Here is an 18347-nt window from a genome sequence, read left to right on the forward strand (position 1 = left end):
CAATCGCGGGTTGGTTCTGACGTTGGCATTGGCAATGCGGAAATTTGTTCAGTAACCGCTAATTCCTCCCAAGTTTATCAGTAGTGTGCATACTTCAAATTCTGGTTGATCCTGCCAGAGGTCACTGCTATCGGGGTTCGATTAAGCCATGCGAGTCGAGAGGGTTCGGCCCTCGGCGTACTGCTCAGTAACACGTGGATAACCTGCCCTAAGGAAGGGGATACCCCCGGGAAACTGGGGATAATACCCTATAGGTTACCGATGCTGGAATGCTCGGTAACCGAAAGTTCAGGCGCCTTAGGATGGATCTGCGGCCGATTAGGTTGTTGTCGGGGTAATGGCCCAACAAGCCGATAATCGGTACGGGTTGTGGGAGCAAGAGCCCGGAGTTGGATTCTGAGACACGAATCCAGGCCCTACGGGGCGCAGCAGGCGCGAAAACTTTACAATGCGGGCAACCGTGATAAGGGAACCTCGAGTGCCTGTATATGCAGGCTGTCCAGGTGTCTAAAACACACCTGAAGAAAGGGCCGGGCAAGACCGGTGCCAGCCGCCGCGGTAATACCGGCGGCTCGAGTGGTGGCCACTTTTATTGGGCTTAAAGCGTTCGTAGCTGGGTCGTTAAGTCTCTTGGGAAATCCGGCAGCTTAACTGTCGGGCGTCTAAGAGATACTGGCGATCTTGGAACCGGGAGAGGTGAGGGGTACTTCAGGGGTAGGAGTGAAATCCTGTAATCCTTGAGGGACCACCTGTGGCGAAGGCGCCTCACCAGAACGGCTTCGACAGTGAGGGACGAAAGCTGGGGGAGCAAACCGGATTAGATACCCGGGTAGTCCCAGCCGTAAACGATGTGCGTTAGGTGTATCGATGACCACGAGTCATCGAGGTGCCGAAGGGAAACCGTGAAACGTACCGCCTGGGAAGTACGGTCGCAAGGCTGAAACTTAAAGGAATTGGCGGGGGAGCACCACAACAGGTGGAGCCTGCGGTTTAATTGGACTCAACGCCGGGAAGCTCACCGGATAAGACAGCTGAATGATTGCCGGGCTGAAGACTCTGCATGACTAGCTGAGAGGAGGTGCATGGCCGTCGTCAGTTCGTACTGTGAAGCATCCTGTTAAGTCAGGCAACGAGCGAGACCCACGCCAACAGTTGCCAGCATGATCTCCGGATCGATGGGGACACTGTTGGGACCGCCTCTGCTAAAGAGGAGGAAGGAATGGGCAACGGTAGGTCAGCATGCCCCGAATTATCCGGGCTACACGCGGGCTACAATGGGCAGGACAATGGGTATCGACACCGAAAGGTGAAGGCAATCTCCTAAACCTGTCCGTAGTTCGGATTGCGGGCTGTAACTCGCCCTCATGAAGCTGGAATCTGTAGTAATCGCGTTTCAAAATAGCGCGGTGAATGTGTCCCTGCTCCTTGCACACACCGCCCGTCAAACCACCCGAGTGGGGTTTGGATGAGGCTGCGGTTGTTGCCGCAGTCGAATCTAGGTTCCGCAAGGGGGGTTAAGTCGTAACAAGGTAGCCGTAGGGGAATCTGCGGCTGGATCACCTCCTAAAGAAATTCGCTTGGGAACTATGCGGTTGCTGGACAAACTGTAAAATTGCCGATGCCAACACGGAAACTCGGGCTCATAGCTCAGTTGGAAGAGCGCCGCCTTTGCGAGGCGGAGGCCGGGGGTTCAAATCCCCCTGAGTCCACTCGGCAGGACATTACAGTCCTGCCTTCCATGCACCCGGAGATGCAAGTCACCGGGGAAGGGCTGAAGGTCTTTGACCTGACGAGGCTGTGTATAGGTGCGTACTCTGGACGTTAAATGAGTTCAGCGGAGTGGCGATATGCCTGTCAGTGGATGGCTCGGTTCGAGTGCCGAAGAAGGGCGTGCCAAGCTGCGATAAGCTCCGGGAAGACGCATGGAGTCTGTGATCCGGAGATCCCCGAATAGGACTTCCCAACACTTCGGTGTTGATCCGTAAGGATCGGGAACCCCCCGAATTGAAACATCTTAGTAGGGGGAGGAAAAGAAATCAACCGAGATGTCGTTAGTAGAGGCGATCGAACCCGACAGAGTTCAAACTGAATCCCCTCACGGGGAGATGTGGTGTCGTAAGCCTACCGTCCGGATGCCAACGCGAAGTGGAAATCCTCTGGAACGAGGTGCCAAAGAGGGTGATAGCCCCGTACGCGTATGTCGCGGCGTCCTGGTAGTGTCTTGAGTACCGCGGGTCGGCATTCTCGCGGGAATCCGGGGGTCATCAACCTCCAAAACTAAATACTACTCGAAACCGATAGCGCATTAGTAGCGTGAGCGAAGGCTGAAAAGTAACCCTAGCAAGGTGGTTAAAAGCGCCTGAAACTGATAGGTGATGGTGAGTTACGGCGTGAAAGGATCTGCTGCGTGAAGGAACCCGTCGCGAGGCGGTAGTACGGGCGCAGTTGCCGATGTCGTAACGTACGTTTTGAAGAACGGGCCAGAGAGTTTATTCTGCAGGCAAGGTTAACCTCAAAGGGGAGCCGAAGGGAAACCAACAGGTCCGTAGCCTTCGGGCATGGGACGGCGTATTAAACGTGCGTGGAGTCTGCAGGATAAGACCCGAAGCCTAGCGATCTATGCGTGGGCAGGTTGAAGCGTGCCGAAAGGCGCGTGGAGGACCGCAAGCGGTATTGATATGCAAATCATTCGTGTGACCTGCGTATAGGAGTGAAAGATTAATCGAGCTGGGCATCCGCTGGTTCCTCTCGAAACATGCCGTAGCATGACCTGGCCAGAGGTAGACGGTGAGGTAGAGCACTGATTGGGGGAGCTGGGGGAGAAATCCCTCACCCCCCTGTCAAACTCCAAATTCCCCGTCGCCGAAGAAGGCTGGTAGTCCGGATTACGGGGTAAGCTTGTAATCCGTAAGGGAGACAACCCAGACCGTGGTTAATGTCCCTCAATGTAGGCTCAGTGTCAACACTGAAAGGCGTCCCAGGCCAAAGACAACTGGAAGGTGAGCTCAGAAGCAGCTATCCTTTAAAAAGTGCGTAACAGCTTACCAGTCGAGGTTTGGGGCACTGAAAATGGACGGGGCTTAAGCCTACTACAGATACCACGGACCACGCGCAAGCGTGATGGCGTAGAGAGGCGTACTGCTTGGGTCGAAGCAGGGGTGTAAGCTCCTGTGGACCGGGTAGTAATGAGAATTCTGGCATTAGTAGAAGCAAAGTTAGGTGAGAATCCTAACCGCCGGAGGGGCTAGGTTTCCTCGGCAATGTTCGTCAGCCGAGGGTTAGTCGGTCCTAAGATGTGTCGTAACTCGAACACGTCAACAGGGAAACAGGTTAATATTCCTGTACCATACGTCTGTAGCGGTTTACCGCCCTGACGCTTCGGGATATGCCGGGCAGGGTCGTCGCCCTGTCCAAGCGTGCAACCTCATGGAGTACCGCCATGGTGAGAAGTGAGGGAAAGCGTGACGGAGCAATCCGGCAAATTCCTGGAGCCCGTGAAAAGGGAGACGTATGTCCGTACCGAGATCTGACACAGGTGCCCCTAGCTGAAGAGGCTAAGGCGTGTCGGTTTAATCGTGTTAAGGGAACTCGGCAAAATGGCCCCGTAACTTTGGGAGAAGGGGTGCCTGCCTGGTGATCAGGCAGGTCGCAGTGACCAGGGGACTCTGACTGTCTAATAACAACATAGGTGACTGCAACTCGGTAACGATTCGTATAGTCACTGATTCCTGCCCAGTGCGAGTATCTGAACACCGGGTTCAACCGGACGAAGGACTCGTAAACGGCGGGGGTAACTATGACCCTCTTAAGGTAGCGTAGTACCTTGTCGCTTAATTGGCGACTTGCATGAATGGATTAACGAGAGTCCTACTGTCCCTAACACGAAACCGTTGAACATTTTGTCCTAGTGCAGAGACTAGGGACTCCAGATGGGAAGTGAAGACCCCGTGGAGCTTTACTGCAGCCTGTCGCTGTATTACGGTATTCCTTGCGCAGCGTAGATGGGAGGCGTCGATCCATCCCTTCCGGGGGGTGGGGAGCCAACAATGAGACACCATCCTAGGTTTACTGTAATACTCACTCTCGAAAGAGAGGACACCGGTAGGTAGGCAGTTTGGGTGGGGCGCCACACCCTCGAAAAAATATCAAGGGTGCCCTAAGGTCAACTCATGTGAGTCAGAAACTCACAGGAGAGTGTCAAGAGCATAAGTTGGCCTGACGCGATTCCGCATAGCAAGGAATCGCGAGAGGAAACTCGGGTCTAACGAACCAATGAGCCTTATTGATGAGGGCCATTGACGACAGAAAAGCTACCCCGGGGATAACAGAGTCGTCGCCGGCAAGAGCACATATCGACCCGGCGGCTTGCTACCTCGATGTCGGTTCTTTCCATCCTGGCCGTGCAGCAGCGGCCAAGGGTGAGGTTGTTCGCCTATTAAAGGGGATCGTGAGCTGGGTTTAGACCGTCGTGAGACAGGTCGGTTACTATCTATCTGGAGTGTCAGGAGTCTGAGGGTAAGACGGAAATAGTACGAGAGGAACTTTCCGTCGTCGCCTCTGGTCGATCGGTTGTCCGACAGGGCAATGCCGAGCAGCTACGCGATAAGGGATAAAAGCTGAAAGCATCTAAGCTTGAAACCCGACCTAAAAAGAGACTCCGCTGAGGACACGGGTATAAGACCCGTTTGATAGGCTTGGGATGTAAGCACGAAGGCAACGACGTGTTCAGTCCGCAAGTACTAACGTCCGATGCCTTCCGCTGAACTCAGACGAAATCCGGAGTACGCACCAACCACACAGCCCACTACTGGTAATAGCGGCCATAGCAGAGGGGAAACACCTGGACCCATTCCGAACCCAGCAGTTAAGCCCTCTCACGTGACGTGTGGTACTGAGGTACGCGAGTCCTCGGGAAGCTCGACTCGCTGCTATTACCTCCTTTCCATTGGAACGCTGTTCTTCTATTGACCTACCCTGGTTAAGGTGGGTAATCCTTAAATACCTGGGTAGCAAACATATAGGAGGCAATATCCCTTGCCAAGGTGGCGGAGCGGCCACGCGGTTGACTGCAGATCAACTACACCCCGGTTCAAGTCCGGGCCTTGGCTTTTGTCCGGGTGCGTAAGCAGCCGGGCAAGGAGAGAACCCATCAGGGTTTTCGACTTCGGCTGGCATCCATCAGGGTGTTCAGCACATGGTAATAGCGGCCATAGCAGAGGGGAAACACCTGGACCCATTCCGAACCCAGCAGTTAAGCCCTCTCACGTGACGTGTGGTACTGAGGTACGCGAGTCCTCGGGAAGCCCGACTCGCTGCTATTACCTCCTTTCCAAGACATCTACTGCTCTTCTCTGACTCTTTCACCAGGAGTCTCGACTATCCTGTTCCCGGTATCTTCAAGAACCGTCTCTTCTCCGGAACATGGTTTACTGCCGCGATGCGGCCTGGCAAAATACAAGGAAAGGGGGTCCGGAGGATCGCACTTCGCTCCTGCCCCTCACGGCTACACTGTCACATAACGCGCTGCTTTCTCTTTCTCCTCCTGGAAGATCTCGCTGAGTTCAAAAAGGACGCCCGCATCGATATGCCGCTCCGCCAGGACGAAGACGTCGGTCTCCTCCGTGGCGAAGTGCTCCTCGACCTCTCTCCTCAGGTTGACGAGCGCCGGCATCCAGTCCGCATCCCTGAGCGGGATCCGCTCGAACCGGGCAAGCGTATCGCGGACCCGCGCATGCTCGTCGAGCGATCGCCGGATCTCCTCCGGCACCGTGTCGCGGAGGTATGCATAGAGCGTGACCTCCTCCGCGTAGATATGGCCCGGCAACTCGCGCCGGAGCGTGATGCACCGCACGTCCCGCGCCTCGGGGCTGCTCTCGAGTTCGTCGAAGAGGCCCCTGATCAACTCGTGATCTTCACGTATCAACTCAAGAATCTGTGGCATCTGTCTACCTCCATCCGGACGAGCAATGGAGGGTGTGCCACTTAACCGTTTCGCCGGCAGATTCGGCGGGTTCCCGCCCGAAAAAATGGGGGCGCCGGTGCCTGTACACCCCGCCCCTTATCCCTGCTTCAGCGCGCCGCCATCGGCATTGCGCTCTTCTTCGACTCCTCGTACTTGCTTCCGATGCTTGAGAGCTCGTCGCTGCTCATCTCCTGTTGCATCTGCGGGAAGATGTGCTCCTCCTCCTCGCTGATGTGGTGCTCCACGTTCTCATGGATCACCTTGATCTTCGCAACCCAGACGTCCTCTTCGGAGGTCGACGCGCTGTCGAGCTGGGAGAGGAGCGACTTGACCGCGTTGTGCTCCTCGATCGCCTCAAGGGCCATGTCCCGCATCCCCGAATCCATGAGTTTCGGGTATACGGCCTGCTCTTCCCCGATCATGTGCGGCATGAGGTTCTCCTTTAAGGAGTTGTACTTCTGCTCGCGGTTGCTCGTGCCCTTGCTCGAGAGTTCCGAGAGCTGCGAGAGCACCATCTTGTGCTCCTGCTTCAGGATATCGATAACATTCTGCGCCATCCGATCACTCCCCCCTTAATGGCAGGGGAGCCATCATGGGCAGGTCCGGTATATATGAATTATCCCGGCCCCGGACGCCAGCCCCTCCGCCCCCTTCACGCTCCCCCGATCGCCTGCCGGATACCATAAATGCTCCGGGTGCCTAGATACCCGTATGCCGGAAGAGGGATCGGATGCCCCGGGCCGGGGAGGGAGACTCCGGCGCGAGCTCGGCCTGCCCGCCGTCACCCTGTCGGGGGTGGGGATCATTCTCGGGGCCGGGATCTACGCCCTGCTCGGCCAGGCCGCCGGAATGGCCGGGAACGCCGTCTGGCTGACCTTCGCCGTCGCCGCCGTCATCGCCGCGTTCAGTGCCCTGAGTTATGCGGAACTCTCGTCGATGTACCCCCGGGCGGGCGCCGAGTTCGAGTACGTCTTCCATGCGTTCGGGGAGAGACTTGCGTTCGTCGTCGGGTGGCTGATCGTCTTCTCCGGCATCCTCGGGGCCGCGACCGTCTCGCTCGGCTTTGCCGGCTACTTCTCCGACTTCACCGGCTTCTCCCTCATCCCTTCCGCCATCCTCCTCCTCGCCTTCCTCGCCGGTATCCTCCTCTACGGCATCAAAGAGACCGCCCGGGCCGCGATCGCCATGACGCTCATCGAGGTCGGGGGGATCGTCATGGTCATCCTGATCGGCCTCCCCTACCTCGGCCGGGTGGACTACTTCGAGATGCCCTTCGGGGTCTCCGGCCTTCTGCAGGCGTCCGCCCTCGTCTTCTTCGCCTACATGGGGTTTGAGGAGATGGTCAAACTCTCGGAGGAGACCCGCGAGCCGGAGAAGATCATCCCGCTCGCCCTGATCATCGCGCTCGCCGTCTCCATCTTCCTCTACGTCCTGGTCTCGCTTGCCGCCGTCTCGGTCGTCGGCTGGGAGCAGCTCGCCGCCTCCCGCGCACCGTTCGCCGAGGTCGCTTCCGTCGCCTTCGGCCCCGCGGCGTTCACCATCATCTCCGTCATCGCCCTCTTCGCCACCGCAAACACCGCCCTCCTGATGATGATGGCCTCTTCGCGGATCCTCTACGGCATGGCCTCCTCTACCGCGCTCCCGCCGGCCCTCGCCCGGGTGCATCCGCGAACCCGGACGCCCTGGGTGGCGATCGTCGTCGTCGTCCTCGCCTCCATGGCGTTCCTCTTCGCCGGCGAGATCGACTTCGTCGCGAACGTCACCAACTTCACGCTCTTTGTGACGTTCGTCGTCATCAACGCCTCCGTCATCCTGCTCCGTTACCGGGCCCCCGATCTCGTGCGGCCCTTCCGGATCCCGGGAGCCGTCGGGACGCTGCCGCTCGTCCCGGTCCTCGGCGTGGTCTCAAGCCTCTTCCTTCTCGCCCAGCTGGACGCCCTGGTGCTCCTGGTCGGCGGGGTCCTGGTCGTCGTCGGGACCGGGATTGCGCTCGCCGGGCACCGCGGGCTCCGTGGTACGCAATAGTCTATATTGTTGATATATATGAATTGATTATCATTCGGGAATCTCTATACTTGATCTCTCTCACCCATATGTATGAGAGACAACTCTTCTGCCCGGCGCGGCGGAGCGCTCCTCGCGATTCTTGCGCTCCTCGCCGTCGCCGTCATGCTCACTGCCGGATGCACGACAGGTACCGACGATGGAACGCCCGCTCCCGGGAACGGGCTCTCCGGGACCCTCGCGGTCACCGGCTCGACGACCGTCCTCCCGATCGCCCAGCTGACCGCCGAGGCCTTTATGGCCGAAAACTCCGGCGCGGATATCCAGGTCAGCGGCGGCGGGTCCAGCGTCGGCATCCAGGCCGTCGGCGAAGGCACCGCGAGTATCGGCATGGCCTCCCGCGACCTGAAGGACGTCGAGAGAGAGAAATACCCCGAACTCGTCAGTCACGCGATAGCCATCGACGGGATCGCGCTCATCGTCAACCCGAAAAACGCCGTCGACAGCCTGACACCGGACCAGATCCGGGGCATCTACAACGGCACCTACACCGACTGGAACCAGGTCGGCGGAGCGAGCGGTCAGATCGTCGTCGTCGGCCGTGATAGCGCATCGGGGACCCGCGAGTACTTCCACGAAGCCGTGATGCAGAAGGAGGACTTCGTCAGGACCCAGCTCGAGAAGAACTCGAACGGCGCCGTGGCCCAGACCATCTCGCAGACGCCGGGGGCCATCGGCTACGTCGGGCTCGGCTATCTCGAGGGGAACGTGAAAGGCATCTCCGTTACCGTGAACGGAAACGCCGTCCCGCCCACGCTCGAGACCGTGAAGGCCGGGACGTACCCGATCTCGCGCGAGGTCTTCATGTTCACGAAGGGCGAGGCGTCCGATCTCGCGAAGGCGTACATCGAGTTCATCCTCAGCCCCGACGGTCAGGCGATCGTCGAGGAAGAGGGCTTTGTCCGGGTCGATTAAACTCCCCGGAGCCTTTTTTCAGTTCCCTTTCGACTCTTTTGCCTGGTAGCGTTCGGTCGTGCCGACCGCTTCCAGTCTTCCGTCCGCCGAGAGGACCGAGACAGCGCCGTGGCCGCCCGCGACCAGGCACCGGCGGCCGCGCGGGGCGAGCTCTCCGTCTATCTCCCTGACCAGTTCGAGCAGCGCCCTGCGCTCCTGCCGCGCCCGCTCGCTGTCGACGTTGACCGACGTCACCAGGAAGTCCGCGAGCGAGTTGTAGCGTTTCCGGTCGTCGTCGAGGCTCCCGAAGTTGATCAGCGTATCAGCGGTGAAGATGATCCCGTGGTCGGGGCAGAAGAAGTAGACCTGGCCGTGCATGTGCCCGCCGAGCGACTCGAGCACCTCGAACTCGAGGTCGTGGACCCGGAATCGCGCGAGGATGGGGAAGATCGAGCGCATGCCGAGGTGCTCCCCCGAAAAGAGCGTCGGACTCCCCGGCGGGTTGAAACGCGAGAAGAGGTTGATGATCGTCGTGTAGACCTCTTCGAGGATCGAGGACTCGCTGCGCGAACCGTATGCCCGGTTCGCCTGTCGGATGATCTCAAGCGAGCCCGGGTGCATGAACGTCTCCGCGTCGAAGAACCCGCCCGCCCCGCAGTGGTCCGCGTCGGCGTGGGTGAGGTAGACCCGCCGGATCCGCTTGAGGTCGCCGAGGCCGTAGTGCTGGAACATCCGCACGGCGTCCTCGTGGTAACTCCCATACCCCGTATCGATCATGACGGTCTCGTCCGGGGCTCTGAGCAGGAAGATGTTCCCCCCGCCCGGCATCTGGAAGCAGAAGACCTCGACGTCGTCGGTGAGCGGGATCCGCTGGACGTCCGCGTAGAACCGGTCTGTCGTGGTGTTTTTGAGCGTCCTCCCCGTGAGAAGGATGCACTCGAAGACCTCTTTTGGGTCCTGGCCGAGGCTGTTGAGCTCCTGGACGATATGGTTGACGTCCTGGAGGAGGGAGAGGAGGAAATCGTCCTCGGCCGTCCCGATCAACCCCCGCACCGTCTGGGCGAACCTGACGTAGAAGACGGTGTCGTCGAGTTTCTCGCCTGTCGTGTCGTACTCCAGGATCTCGAGGCGGTAGCGCGACTTGAGGCGGTCGAGCAGGCTCTCTACGATCGTGCTCTCTTCGACGTTTAAGCTGATGGTGAGTCTGTCGGGGTCGCACCGCCGGTCGTCGAAGTCGATGTAGGCGATGTTCGCCCCGGCTCCGGTGATGTAGGTGAGGAGTTCGAAGAGAGACCCGGGCTGGGGAGCTACGTATACGGAGAACTTGAGGAACCCGAGCGTGGGGAGCGACTCCTGGAGGTAGCCGATGGCGTGGAGGTCTTCCTTCATCCGCGCGTAGGTCGCGGGCGTCGCGGTCACCTCAAAAAAGACCGTGGCGGGATCGATCCTGCGGTCGAACTGGATGCGGTTGATGTTGCCTGAGTAGGACTTGATGATCTCGGCCGCGCGGTGCAGCGCGCCAGGCTTGTCGGGCATCCTGGCGACAAAGGAGTATTTATTCAACGGTTCACCTGATGATGCATCATCAATGGGGCGTCGTCCTATAAGCACCTTTTTGTGCGTATGTGAGGGCCGGAATGAGAAAATGAGGGGTTCCGGTGCCTGCCATGCGGATGGTTACGCCGGTGCAATCTTTCCGCGCACCGCCTGTGCCCAGGCGCGGACGGCCGACCAGTTGCGGTAGTCCCCCGTCTTTGCCCGGATGAGCTTGACGATCGTCCGGTCCGTGAAGGAGAGGCCGTCGGTCTCAATCTTCCCGCGGAAGAGGCCGACATCTGCCGGCTTTACGAGCATCCTCACCTGGTCCATCGAGGCCTCCGCTTTCCTGAGGTATTCGGGTTTATCTTCTTCTATCGTGAGCCCCGCGGCGAAGTAGGCGACCGGCATCTCGCGCAGGCGCTGCTGGTTTCGCTCGATGAAGACCTGCGATTCCGGGAGCCACTTCCCCATGTAGATCGGGCTCCCGATGACCGCTGCGCGGTAGGGGGAGAGGTCGTCGACCTCGGTGACCGGCCGGACGTCGACCGCATCGCCGGCCTTCCTGAGTTCATCGCCGATCGCCTCCGCCACCTCTGCGGTCGAGCCGTAGCGGGTCGCATACGCAACAAGAATCCTGTCTGGCATACGGGAGTAATCTCTCGCGCAACCGGCCTTAAACATTACCGGAGAGTACGGGTTATGTTCTTATGGGTTGGCCTCCCCTAAGGGTCCGATGGCGACCAGAGATGACGGTGCCGGAGCATGGTACCACAGAGGGCAGGTCTGCTGCACCAACAGAAAACTCGACGAAGCGCTTGCCTGCTACGATAAGGCGCTTGAACTCTCTCCCGACAACCCTCTCCTCTGGAGGCGGAAGGGTTTTGCTCTCATCAAGGCCGGCCGTTACGCCGAGGCGACCGTCTGCTTCGACCGGGCGCTCGCCATCGACCCGGACGACGCGACGGCCTGGCAGCGGAGAGGGTATGCTCTCGCCTGCATGGGGAGAAAGGAGGGCGCCGTCGCCTGTTTCGATCAGGCGCTCGCCCGGGACCCGGAGCATATCCTCGCCTGGCAGAGCCGGGGATGGCTGCTCGGGACCCTCTGCCGCTACGACGAGGCGGCGGCCTGCTACGAGACGGTCCTCCGGATCGATCCCGACCGCGGGTCGGCTGCCTGGCACCGGGAGCGGATGCGGGAACGGCGGGATCTTGCGGCGCTCGCTTCCGAGGTCCGCGAGGCCGAGCGGTTCATGGAAGTGCCGGCCTGTATCCGCGAGGTCGTCCGTGAGCGGGACTACGGGAACGCCGAACTCGCGCGCGCGGTGCTCAGGGAGATGGTCGGGCAGGCGGAGAGGCCGGCGGTCCAGCACCGGTGAGCCCGAACTCTCTTTTTGGGCGGTATTCCTTTACGTGAAGGTGTGAAGGGAAGGCTGCGGCTATCGCCGGATTCCTTCGCGGCTTCGCGCCTTCACGTGGGATAGTTTACAGGGATAGTCGCAATGCCTGACGCGAAGCCGCGACAGAGATTACTCCGCCCGCAGCGCCTCGATCGGGTCGAGGTTCGAGGCCCGCCACGCCGGGTAGACCCCGGTGACGATGCAGATCGCGGCACCGACGGCCATCGCCATCGGGACGTAACCGATGCTCGACGGCGCGAAGAAGTACTCCGCTGTGCCGACCATGCCGAGCACGACGATGTAGCCGATGACGATGCTCGCGACGGCGCCGATGGTCGCCCCGACGAGGCCGAGGATCCCGGCCTCGTAGATGAACATCCGGAGGATCTCTGTCCGCTGCGTCCCGATGGACCGGAGGATCCCGATCTCCCGGACCCGTTCGTTCACCGACATCATCATCACGTTGAAGATCGAGACCGCGGCGACGAGGAGGGAGATTCCCGCGATCGCCATCACGAACGTCGTCATCGTCGAGACCGTCGCGGTGATGCTCTCCATCATGCGGCTGCTGTCCTGGACGGTGACGGTATCCTCCTTCTTGTTGAGTTCGCTCTCGATCGCCGCCTTGACCGTGGCGATGTTGTTTAAGTCGTTCACGACGACGTTAACCTGGTTGAACTCCCCTTCGCCGCCGTAGATGCCGGTGAAGAGCTTATCCGTGCCGATGATCGCCATATCCGTGGAGAGGTCCATCGACATCCCCCGCTCCTCGAGGATCCCGACGACCCGGACGGTCGTGGTCGACCCTTTGTCGGGGTCGCCGATATCGATCTTGCTCCCTATCTTGAGGCCGCGCCGCTCGGCGAGCGTCGGCCCGACGACCACCGAGGTCGTGCTTTTCGGGTACTCTCCCGTCTCGACGGTGAGGATCTTGCGGATGATCTCCGCATCGAGGCCGTAGATCGTCGCCCTCCCGGTCTCCGACCCGATCTCGATCCTGTCGGACTCGGACCTTACGGTGTAGGCGGTCCCGTACTTCGCGACGATCCGCTCGATAGTCCGGAACTGGTCGCGGGTGATCGTGTCGTCGTCGGAGGAAGAACCGCCACCTCCGCCGCCGGGCCCCATCATCATCCCGCCTCCGCCCCCGGTGTAGGGGGTGACGGTGAGCTTGTTTGCCATGTCGGAGAGCTGTTCCGTGACCGAGAGCGTCATGTTCGCCCCCATCATCCCGATCGAGGCGATGGCGACGACGCCGATGACGATCCCGAGGGCGGCAAGGACCGACCGGAGGAGGTGAAGCCGGACACTCCTCATCGAGAGCGCGAGGACGATGTCGTTCCCGATCATGCCACCCTCCCGTCCCGTATCGTGATCGTCCGGTCCGCGTATCCGGCGGTCTCCGGGTTGTGGGTCACCATCACGAGCGTCCGGCCCCGGCTATGCAGGTCTGCGAGGATCTCCATGATCTGCAGGCTCGTCTGCGAGTCCAGGTTCCCGGTCGGCTCGTCGCAGAGGAGGATCGCCGGGTCGTTGACGAGCGCCCGGGCGATCGCGACCCGTTGCTGCTGGCCGCCGGAGAGTTCGTTCGGCTTGTGGGTCGAGAGGGTTTCGTCGATCCCGACGAGGGCGAGGAGGTCCTGCACCCTCCCGGTGTCGTCGTTCCTCCTGTGCTTCATGATGTAGGGATATTCGACGTTCTCGTAGCCGGAGAGGAGCGGGATGAGGTTGAACTTCTGGAAGATGTAGCCGATGGACGTGAGCCGGAGGCTGGTCAGCTCCCGGTCGTCCATCTCCCGGATGTTCTTCCCGGCGAGGAGGAGGTCGCCCGAGGTGGGGCGGTCGAGGCACCCGATCTGGTTGAGGAGGGTCGACTTGCCTGACCCCGACGGTCCCATGATGGCGACGAACTCCCCCTCCTCGATGGTGAGGGAGATCCCGGCGAGGGCCGTGACGTCTCCCGAACGGAGGGGATATACTTTGGTGACGTCGTTGAGTTCGATGACCGGACTGCTCATGCATCTTCCTCCCGGGCTACTTCCGCATCCGGTTGCGGATCTGTCCGAGATACCCCTTCCGCCATGCGACGACGACGGCCACGCCGCCGACGATCACGAGGAATATCTCAAGGAGGGGTATCTGAGAGAATCCGCCGCCGAACGAGCCGAACATGCCCATGCCGCCTCTCGCATTCTGGGGGCCGCCGGTGCCGCTGATGCGGGTCTGGCCCTGACCACCCGCGGCCTCCGGCGCCTGTCCCGCCGAGGCGAGGGAGACGGTCACGGTCTCCGTGAAGGTCTTCCCGTCCGCATCGCGGTACTGGACGACGAGCGGGATAGAAGATGTGCCCTGCGCGGTGCACGTGACCTCGAAACTCGCGAAGTCGTCGGGCTCCAGCCCGCCGACGACGTAGACCGGGTAGGGGTCCGTCGGAGTCGCCGGGCCGTCGACGGTGACCTTGACCGAGTAGGCGTCTTTGAGGCCGGCGTTGGTCACGTCTCCGGTCAGCGTGATCGCCCCGCCGCTCTGCGAGACCCCGATGTTGTTGACTACCATGTCGGGCTCGACCGCCCGCTCGCCGATCTCGACCGGGACGGCCAGGGTGGTGTGGTGCTCGTTGATCCCGTTCCGGTATGAGATGTCGAAGGTGAGTTCGGTCGATTGCGAAGCCGTGACCTCGAACGACGCGGTCTTCTCCTCGTCCGGTGCGAGGGCGCCGAGGAAGACGGCGGTCCGGGTACTCTTGACACCTTCGCCCGACGGGGTGATGGTGACGCCGTTTACGCTGCTCTCACGGGGGTTCCCGACGGAGAGGACGATGGTGTCCTTGCTGTTTGCCGGGTAGGTCTCCGGGGCGCTGACGACGGAGACCCGGATCCCCGTGCTCTCGACCGTCACCGGAACGGAGTAGCGGATGCTCCCGCTGTCTCTGAGGTCCAGGTAGAAGACCGGGTAGTAGATGCCGTCCTGGGTGCTGGCCTTCACGGTGAACGTGAACGACATCGTGTTGCCGGGGCCGATGGTGCCGACCGAGTTGTAGGTTTTGTCGTTGACGACGGCGATACCGTCGGAATAGAGTGCCGCCCTGCTGATGGCGACGCCGCTCGACCCGGTGTTCTTGATCTCGACCGTCACCGTACCGGTGTCGCCGCGCATGAGCGTGCCGGGGTTGACGGTGATCCCGGTGATCGCGATCTGCGCCTCCGCCGTCGTCGTCGTCTCCGCCGCGCTGGCGGCGCCCACGGTTGCCGAGAGGAGGAGGATCAGGATGCAGAGGTGCGGTTTCATCGGTTCTGCCTCCGGCGCATCGGCCCGCCGGACCCTGTCGGGAGGAGCTGCGGTGCCTGTACAGGCACACGGCACCTGTGCTGTTCGGGTATTGTTCTTGCGGTTGTCATGGTCTTTCACGTACCCTTGATCTTATGCCGCGCCCCTCCTGCGATATCGGTGAAGGGCTGGCTGGCATGTAATGTATTGTTTACATATTGTTATATATTTTTTACTTTGCGTCGATGACTGCAGCACACAACCGGTACCTCCGGGATGGCTCCCACGTGCCGCGCGAAAAACAGAACGGCCTTCCATGGCTATACCAATCACCCTCTAAAAGAGGAGAAGGAGGGATGCAGGGGGGGTGTTTCATGAGTATCGGGTGATCTGCTCGGACGGGATGGGTCGCGCGGCATGCCCGGGTTCCAGGCGGGCATGCCGCCCATACTGCTGTCCGCTCCCTCTCTGCCCGTCACCGTCGGAGAAGCAGCGACGGGTCCCTCCTCTTCTGCTGCTTTCATTCCATCCGGGGATGCCTCCCCGTCGGTTCGGTTCGTAGTGGCGGTCCTCTGTGGGTGCGGGGCCGACTCGCTACGTTAAGTATGTTATACATTTTGTTATTAATAAATTACGAACAGGGCAGCGACAGGTCGTCGGCGGGGGGAGCAGAGAGGGGAGCAAAAGCGGTACGGCAGGAATACGATGCTCGGCTACCGGACCGGATAGCCCGACTACTTCGATCCTGCGGCGTTGTCGTAGGTGAAGACCTCCTCGATCGCGACGCCGAAGAACCGGGCGATCTTGAAGGCAAGTTCGAGCGAGGGGTCGTACTTTCCCTTCTCGATGGCGAGGATGGTCTGCCGGGTGACCCCGAGCTCGTTCGCGAGCCCTTCCTGGGTCAGGTCGTGCATCGCCCGGTAGACTTTAATCTTGTTCTTCATCTCTATCCCATTCTCCATACTTGCGGGCGTAGTACACCCTGAACCCGACATAGAGGAAGATCACCAGACAGAGGAGCACCAGCTGGCCGACGGCGAACCTGCCGAAGAGATTGAAGGGCAGAACGTCGGGCTCCGTCAGCCGCATCACCAGGTGCGTGGCGTTCGGATCCAGTGGATGAGGCGGCCGCAGGCCGAGCGGCCTTGAGAACGCAACGACCGCGCTCCCCAGGCTGAGCGCGAAGAAGGCCACCCAGGAGACCTCAAGCGTGCGAAGTGCCGCCTTCTGGGTTATCATCGCCGTCCGTTCATCCTCTATCGTCTCTTCGACTCTCTTTCGTGCCATGTAGATAAGGAGGATGCCGAGGACGAACGCGACCTGGATCAGGAGCGGCTTCTCAAGCTCCACCGAGAGCCAGAAGATCCCGACCTCGATGAGCGCAACGATGCCGGCAAGAAGATAGAACGAGTTTCGTTTCATGTGCAGCCGTTGTACAGGATCTTGTGCATTGTGTTATTAATGCGTAACCCCGGACGGAGGCGGCGATGAAGCTCGCGGCGGAGCCGGGACCAGAAATAGGGTGGGGATCTGTCTCACCGGTGCGCGAAGTAGGCGCTCACCCGGCCGCCGTCCGCCGAGTCGATCCGGGCAAACCCGATCCGCTCGAACTGGACGACGCGGTCCGCCTCGCCAGCGACCAGCGGTTCGCAGAGCCCGGAGAGATCCCCTTCCTGCCTGAGGATGGTGCAGGGGAGCCCCGTGCCCGCCGGCAGCCACTGGATGATCGGTGCCTTCTCGCGCCGGGCATCCTCAAGCGAGTCGCCGGCGTAAGAGACCTCCAGCACGTCCCCGACCTGCTCGAGCCGGATATTGTAGAGGTCCTTTAGCCGGACCATGCTCCGCCCCTCGATATCCGCCTTCGGGAGGAGGACCCTCCCCTCGGCGACCAGGGTGCGGACCCCGCGGGAGGGGTCGGCCGGGTGGAGGGCCGCGTGGGCCGAATGGAGCGGTGCGCCCGCCACCGTCACCTCGACCGGGTCGGGCACGAAGAAGTAGCGGTTCGCCTTCGGGTCGACGAGTTCCTTGTTCTTGGCATACAGGTTCTCCCAGGAGAACGAGATGTCGGTCTCCCCGATCCCGATATCGACCATGGCGTTCCGGACCGCCTCGGCCTCGATGCCCCGGCGCGCGATCGCCCGGAGCGTGCCGAGATGGACGTCGTCCCAGCCCGTATAAAGCCCGCTCTTGATCCCCTCGCGCATCCCCGAGGTCGAGAGGACGACGCCCGAGATCCCCATCCGCCCGTAGTGGCGGTAGACCGGCGGCTTCCAGCCGAAGTACTCAAAGATGTAACGCTGCCTTCCGGTGTTCGCGATATGATCCTTCCCGCGGATGACATGGGTGATCCCGAGCAGATGGTCGTCCACCGCGACCGAGAAGTTCATCAGCGGAAAGACCGTGGCGTCGACCCTCGGGTGGAGGGGCGCGTTCACGATCCGCATCGCCGAGTAGTCGCGCATCGCCGGGTCCGGGTGGGCGAGATCCGTCTTCACCCGGACGGTCACGTCGCCCTCGTAGAACCCGCCCTCAAGCATCCGCTGCCAGAGTTCCAGGTTCTCCTCCACCGTCTGCTCCCGGCAGGGGCACTCCTTCCCCTTGAGTTTGAGTTCGCGGAACCGCTCGGCGTCGCAGACGCAGACGTAGGCGCCGCCGATCTCGATCAGTTTCCTGCAGAGGTCGTAGTAGATATCGAGCCGGTCGCTCTGGTAGACGATATCGGTGATCCCGAGTCCGAGCCACTCGATATCCTCCCGCACCATCTCGTAGGCCTCGGGGTCGACCCTCTTTGGATCGGTATCCTCGATCCGGAGGACGTACCGGCCGCCGTAGCGCCTGACATAGTAATCGTTCAGGATGGAGGCGCGGGCGTGGCCGAGGTGCAGCGGCCCGCTCGGGTTCGGCGCAAACCGCATCACCACGCCGTTCTCGGCGCCCTCGAGAGCGGGGAGTTGCCGCACGTGCTCGTGCGTCTCGGAGAGTTCCGCGAGGAGTTCGGGGGCGATCGTCTCGAGACGGTTCTTCCTCTCCGCCTGGCTCATCGCCGCCACCTCCGCGATCGCCTTCCCTGCCAGGGGGCCGAGTTCCCGCGCCCGGCTCCGGAACTCGGGGTGCTTGCCGAGCACCGTGCCGATGACCGTCCCGCTTTTGGGGGCCGCATCGTGCTTCACGGCGTTCTGGAGGGCGTAGATGAGGAGCAGGTGCTCGAGATCGGCGTCCATGGTA

At 61.1% G+C, this 18347-nt stretch carries 13 protein-coding genes, 2 tRNA genes and 4 rRNA genes; 9 read left to right on the forward strand and 10 right to left on the reverse strand.

Annotation, left to right across the window (positions count from 1 at the left end):
* Positions 1-98: 98 nt before the first annotated feature.
* From F8E02_RS11685 to rrf (F8E02_RS11710), 6 genes are all read left to right on the forward strand, one after another.
* Positions 99-1565: ribosomal RNA gene (locus tag F8E02_RS11685) — 16S ribosomal RNA — on the forward strand.
* A gap of 71 nt (positions 1566-1636) precedes the next feature.
* Positions 1637-1709 (forward strand) — tRNA-Ala (locus F8E02_RS11690).
* A 122-nt stretch (positions 1710-1831) separates the two neighbouring features.
* Positions 1832-4762: ribosomal RNA gene (locus tag F8E02_RS11695) — 23S ribosomal RNA — on the forward strand.
* Between the two features lie 50 nt (positions 4763-4812).
* Positions 4813-4934, forward strand: a 5S ribosomal RNA gene (gene rrf, locus F8E02_RS11700).
* A 102-nt stretch (positions 4935-5036) separates the two neighbouring features.
* Positions 5037-5108: transfer RNA gene (locus tag F8E02_RS11705), tRNA-Cys, on the forward strand.
* A gap of 91 nt (positions 5109-5199) precedes the next feature.
* Positions 5200-5321, forward strand: a 5S ribosomal RNA gene (rrf, locus tag F8E02_RS11710).
* The 16S, 23S and 5S rRNA genes sit together here with 2 tRNA genes alongside, the layout of an rRNA operon.
* Before the next feature lie 182 nt (positions 5322-5503).
* On the opposite strand, the gene F8E02_RS11715 is transcribed toward rrf (F8E02_RS11710), so the two are convergent.
* Both F8E02_RS11715 and F8E02_RS11720 read right to left on the reverse strand, forming a co-directional pair.
* Positions 5504-5941, reverse strand: coding sequence for a hemerythrin domain-containing protein (locus tag F8E02_RS11715; RefSeq protein WP_317065773.1), 438 nt, complete (start codon positions 5939-5941; stop codon positions 5504-5506).
* Positions 5942-6069: 128 nt separating this feature from the next.
* Positions 6070-6519: a hemerythrin domain-containing protein gene (locus tag F8E02_RS11720; protein WP_317065775.1), complete on the reverse strand. Its 450-nt coding sequence runs from the start codon at positions 6517-6519 to the stop codon at positions 6070-6072.
* A 154-nt stretch (positions 6520-6673) separates the two neighbouring features.
* On the opposite strand from F8E02_RS11720, the gene F8E02_RS11725 reads away from it, so the two are divergent.
* Both F8E02_RS11725 and F8E02_RS11730 read left to right on the forward strand, forming a co-directional pair.
* A complete protein-coding gene (locus tag F8E02_RS11725; protein WP_317065777.1) occupies positions 6674-7987 on the forward strand; it encodes an APC family permease in 1314 nt (437 codons plus the stop codon).
* Positions 7988-8059: 72 nt separating this feature from the next.
* Positions 8060-8941, forward strand: coding sequence for a phosphate ABC transporter substrate-binding protein (locus F8E02_RS11730; protein ID WP_317065778.1), 882 nt, complete (start codon positions 8060-8062; stop codon positions 8939-8941).
* Positions 8942-8959: 18 nt separating this feature from the next.
* Here the strand turns inward: F8E02_RS11730 and F8E02_RS11735 are convergent, their stop codons facing one another.
* Positions 8960-10456, reverse strand: coding sequence for an MBL fold metallo-hydrolase (locus F8E02_RS11735; protein WP_317065779.1), 1497 nt, complete (start codon positions 10454-10456; stop codon positions 8960-8962).
* A gap of 141 nt (positions 10457-10597) precedes the next feature.
* A complete protein-coding gene (locus F8E02_RS11740) occupies positions 10598-11104 on the reverse strand; it encodes a flavodoxin domain-containing protein (RefSeq protein WP_317065780.1) in 507 nt (168 codons plus the stop codon).
* A gap of 88 nt (positions 11105-11192) precedes the next feature.
* On the opposite strand from F8E02_RS11740, the gene F8E02_RS11745 reads away from it, so the two are divergent.
* Complete coding sequence (locus tag F8E02_RS11745; protein ID WP_317065781.1) at positions 11193-11834, forward strand: tetratricopeptide repeat protein; 642 nt, start codon at positions 11193-11195, stop codon at positions 11832-11834.
* A 150-nt stretch (positions 11835-11984) separates the two neighbouring features.
* Here the strand turns inward: F8E02_RS11745 and F8E02_RS11750 are convergent, their stop codons facing one another.
* From F8E02_RS11750 to F8E02_RS11775, 6 genes are all read right to left on the reverse strand, one after another.
* Complete coding sequence (locus tag F8E02_RS11750; protein ID WP_317065782.1) at positions 11985-13205, reverse strand: ABC transporter permease; 1221 nt, start codon at positions 13203-13205, stop codon at positions 11985-11987.
* Entirely contained in the window at positions 13202-13873 is a 672-nt protein-coding gene (locus F8E02_RS11755; RefSeq protein WP_317065783.1) for an ABC transporter ATP-binding protein, read from the reverse strand. Before F8E02_RS11755 ends, F8E02_RS11750 begins: the two co-directional genes overlap by 4 nt.
* Positions 13874-13889: 16 nt before the next feature.
* On the reverse strand, positions 13890-15143 hold the full coding sequence (locus tag F8E02_RS11760) for a COG1361 S-layer family protein (protein WP_317065784.1): 1254 nt from the start codon (positions 15141-15143) through the stop codon (positions 13890-13892).
* Positions 15144-15856: 713 nt separating this feature from the next.
* Positions 15857-16066, reverse strand: a complete 210-nt coding sequence (locus tag F8E02_RS11765) for a helix-turn-helix transcriptional regulator (protein ID WP_317065786.1) — start codon at positions 16064-16066, stop codon at positions 15857-15859.
* The gene (locus F8E02_RS11770; RefSeq protein ID WP_317065787.1) at positions 16050-16544 is read right to left on the reverse strand and encodes a DUF2178 domain-containing protein; all 495 of its coding nucleotides are present in this window, start codon (positions 16542-16544) and stop codon (positions 16050-16052) included. The genes F8E02_RS11765 and F8E02_RS11770 overlap by 17 nt, the downstream gene beginning before the upstream one ends.
* A 113-nt stretch (positions 16545-16657) precedes the next feature.
* A complete protein-coding gene (locus tag F8E02_RS11775) occupies positions 16658-18343 on the reverse strand; it encodes a glutamate--tRNA ligase (RefSeq protein ID WP_317065788.1) in 1686 nt (561 codons plus the stop codon).
* Positions 18344-18347: the final 4 nt, after the last annotated feature.

Source organism: Methanoculleus caldifontis (assembly GCF_032842345.1).
In the GTDB taxonomy this organism is placed as follows: Archaea; Halobacteriota; Methanomicrobia; order Methanomicrobiales; family Methanoculleaceae; genus Methanoculleus; species Methanoculleus caldifontis.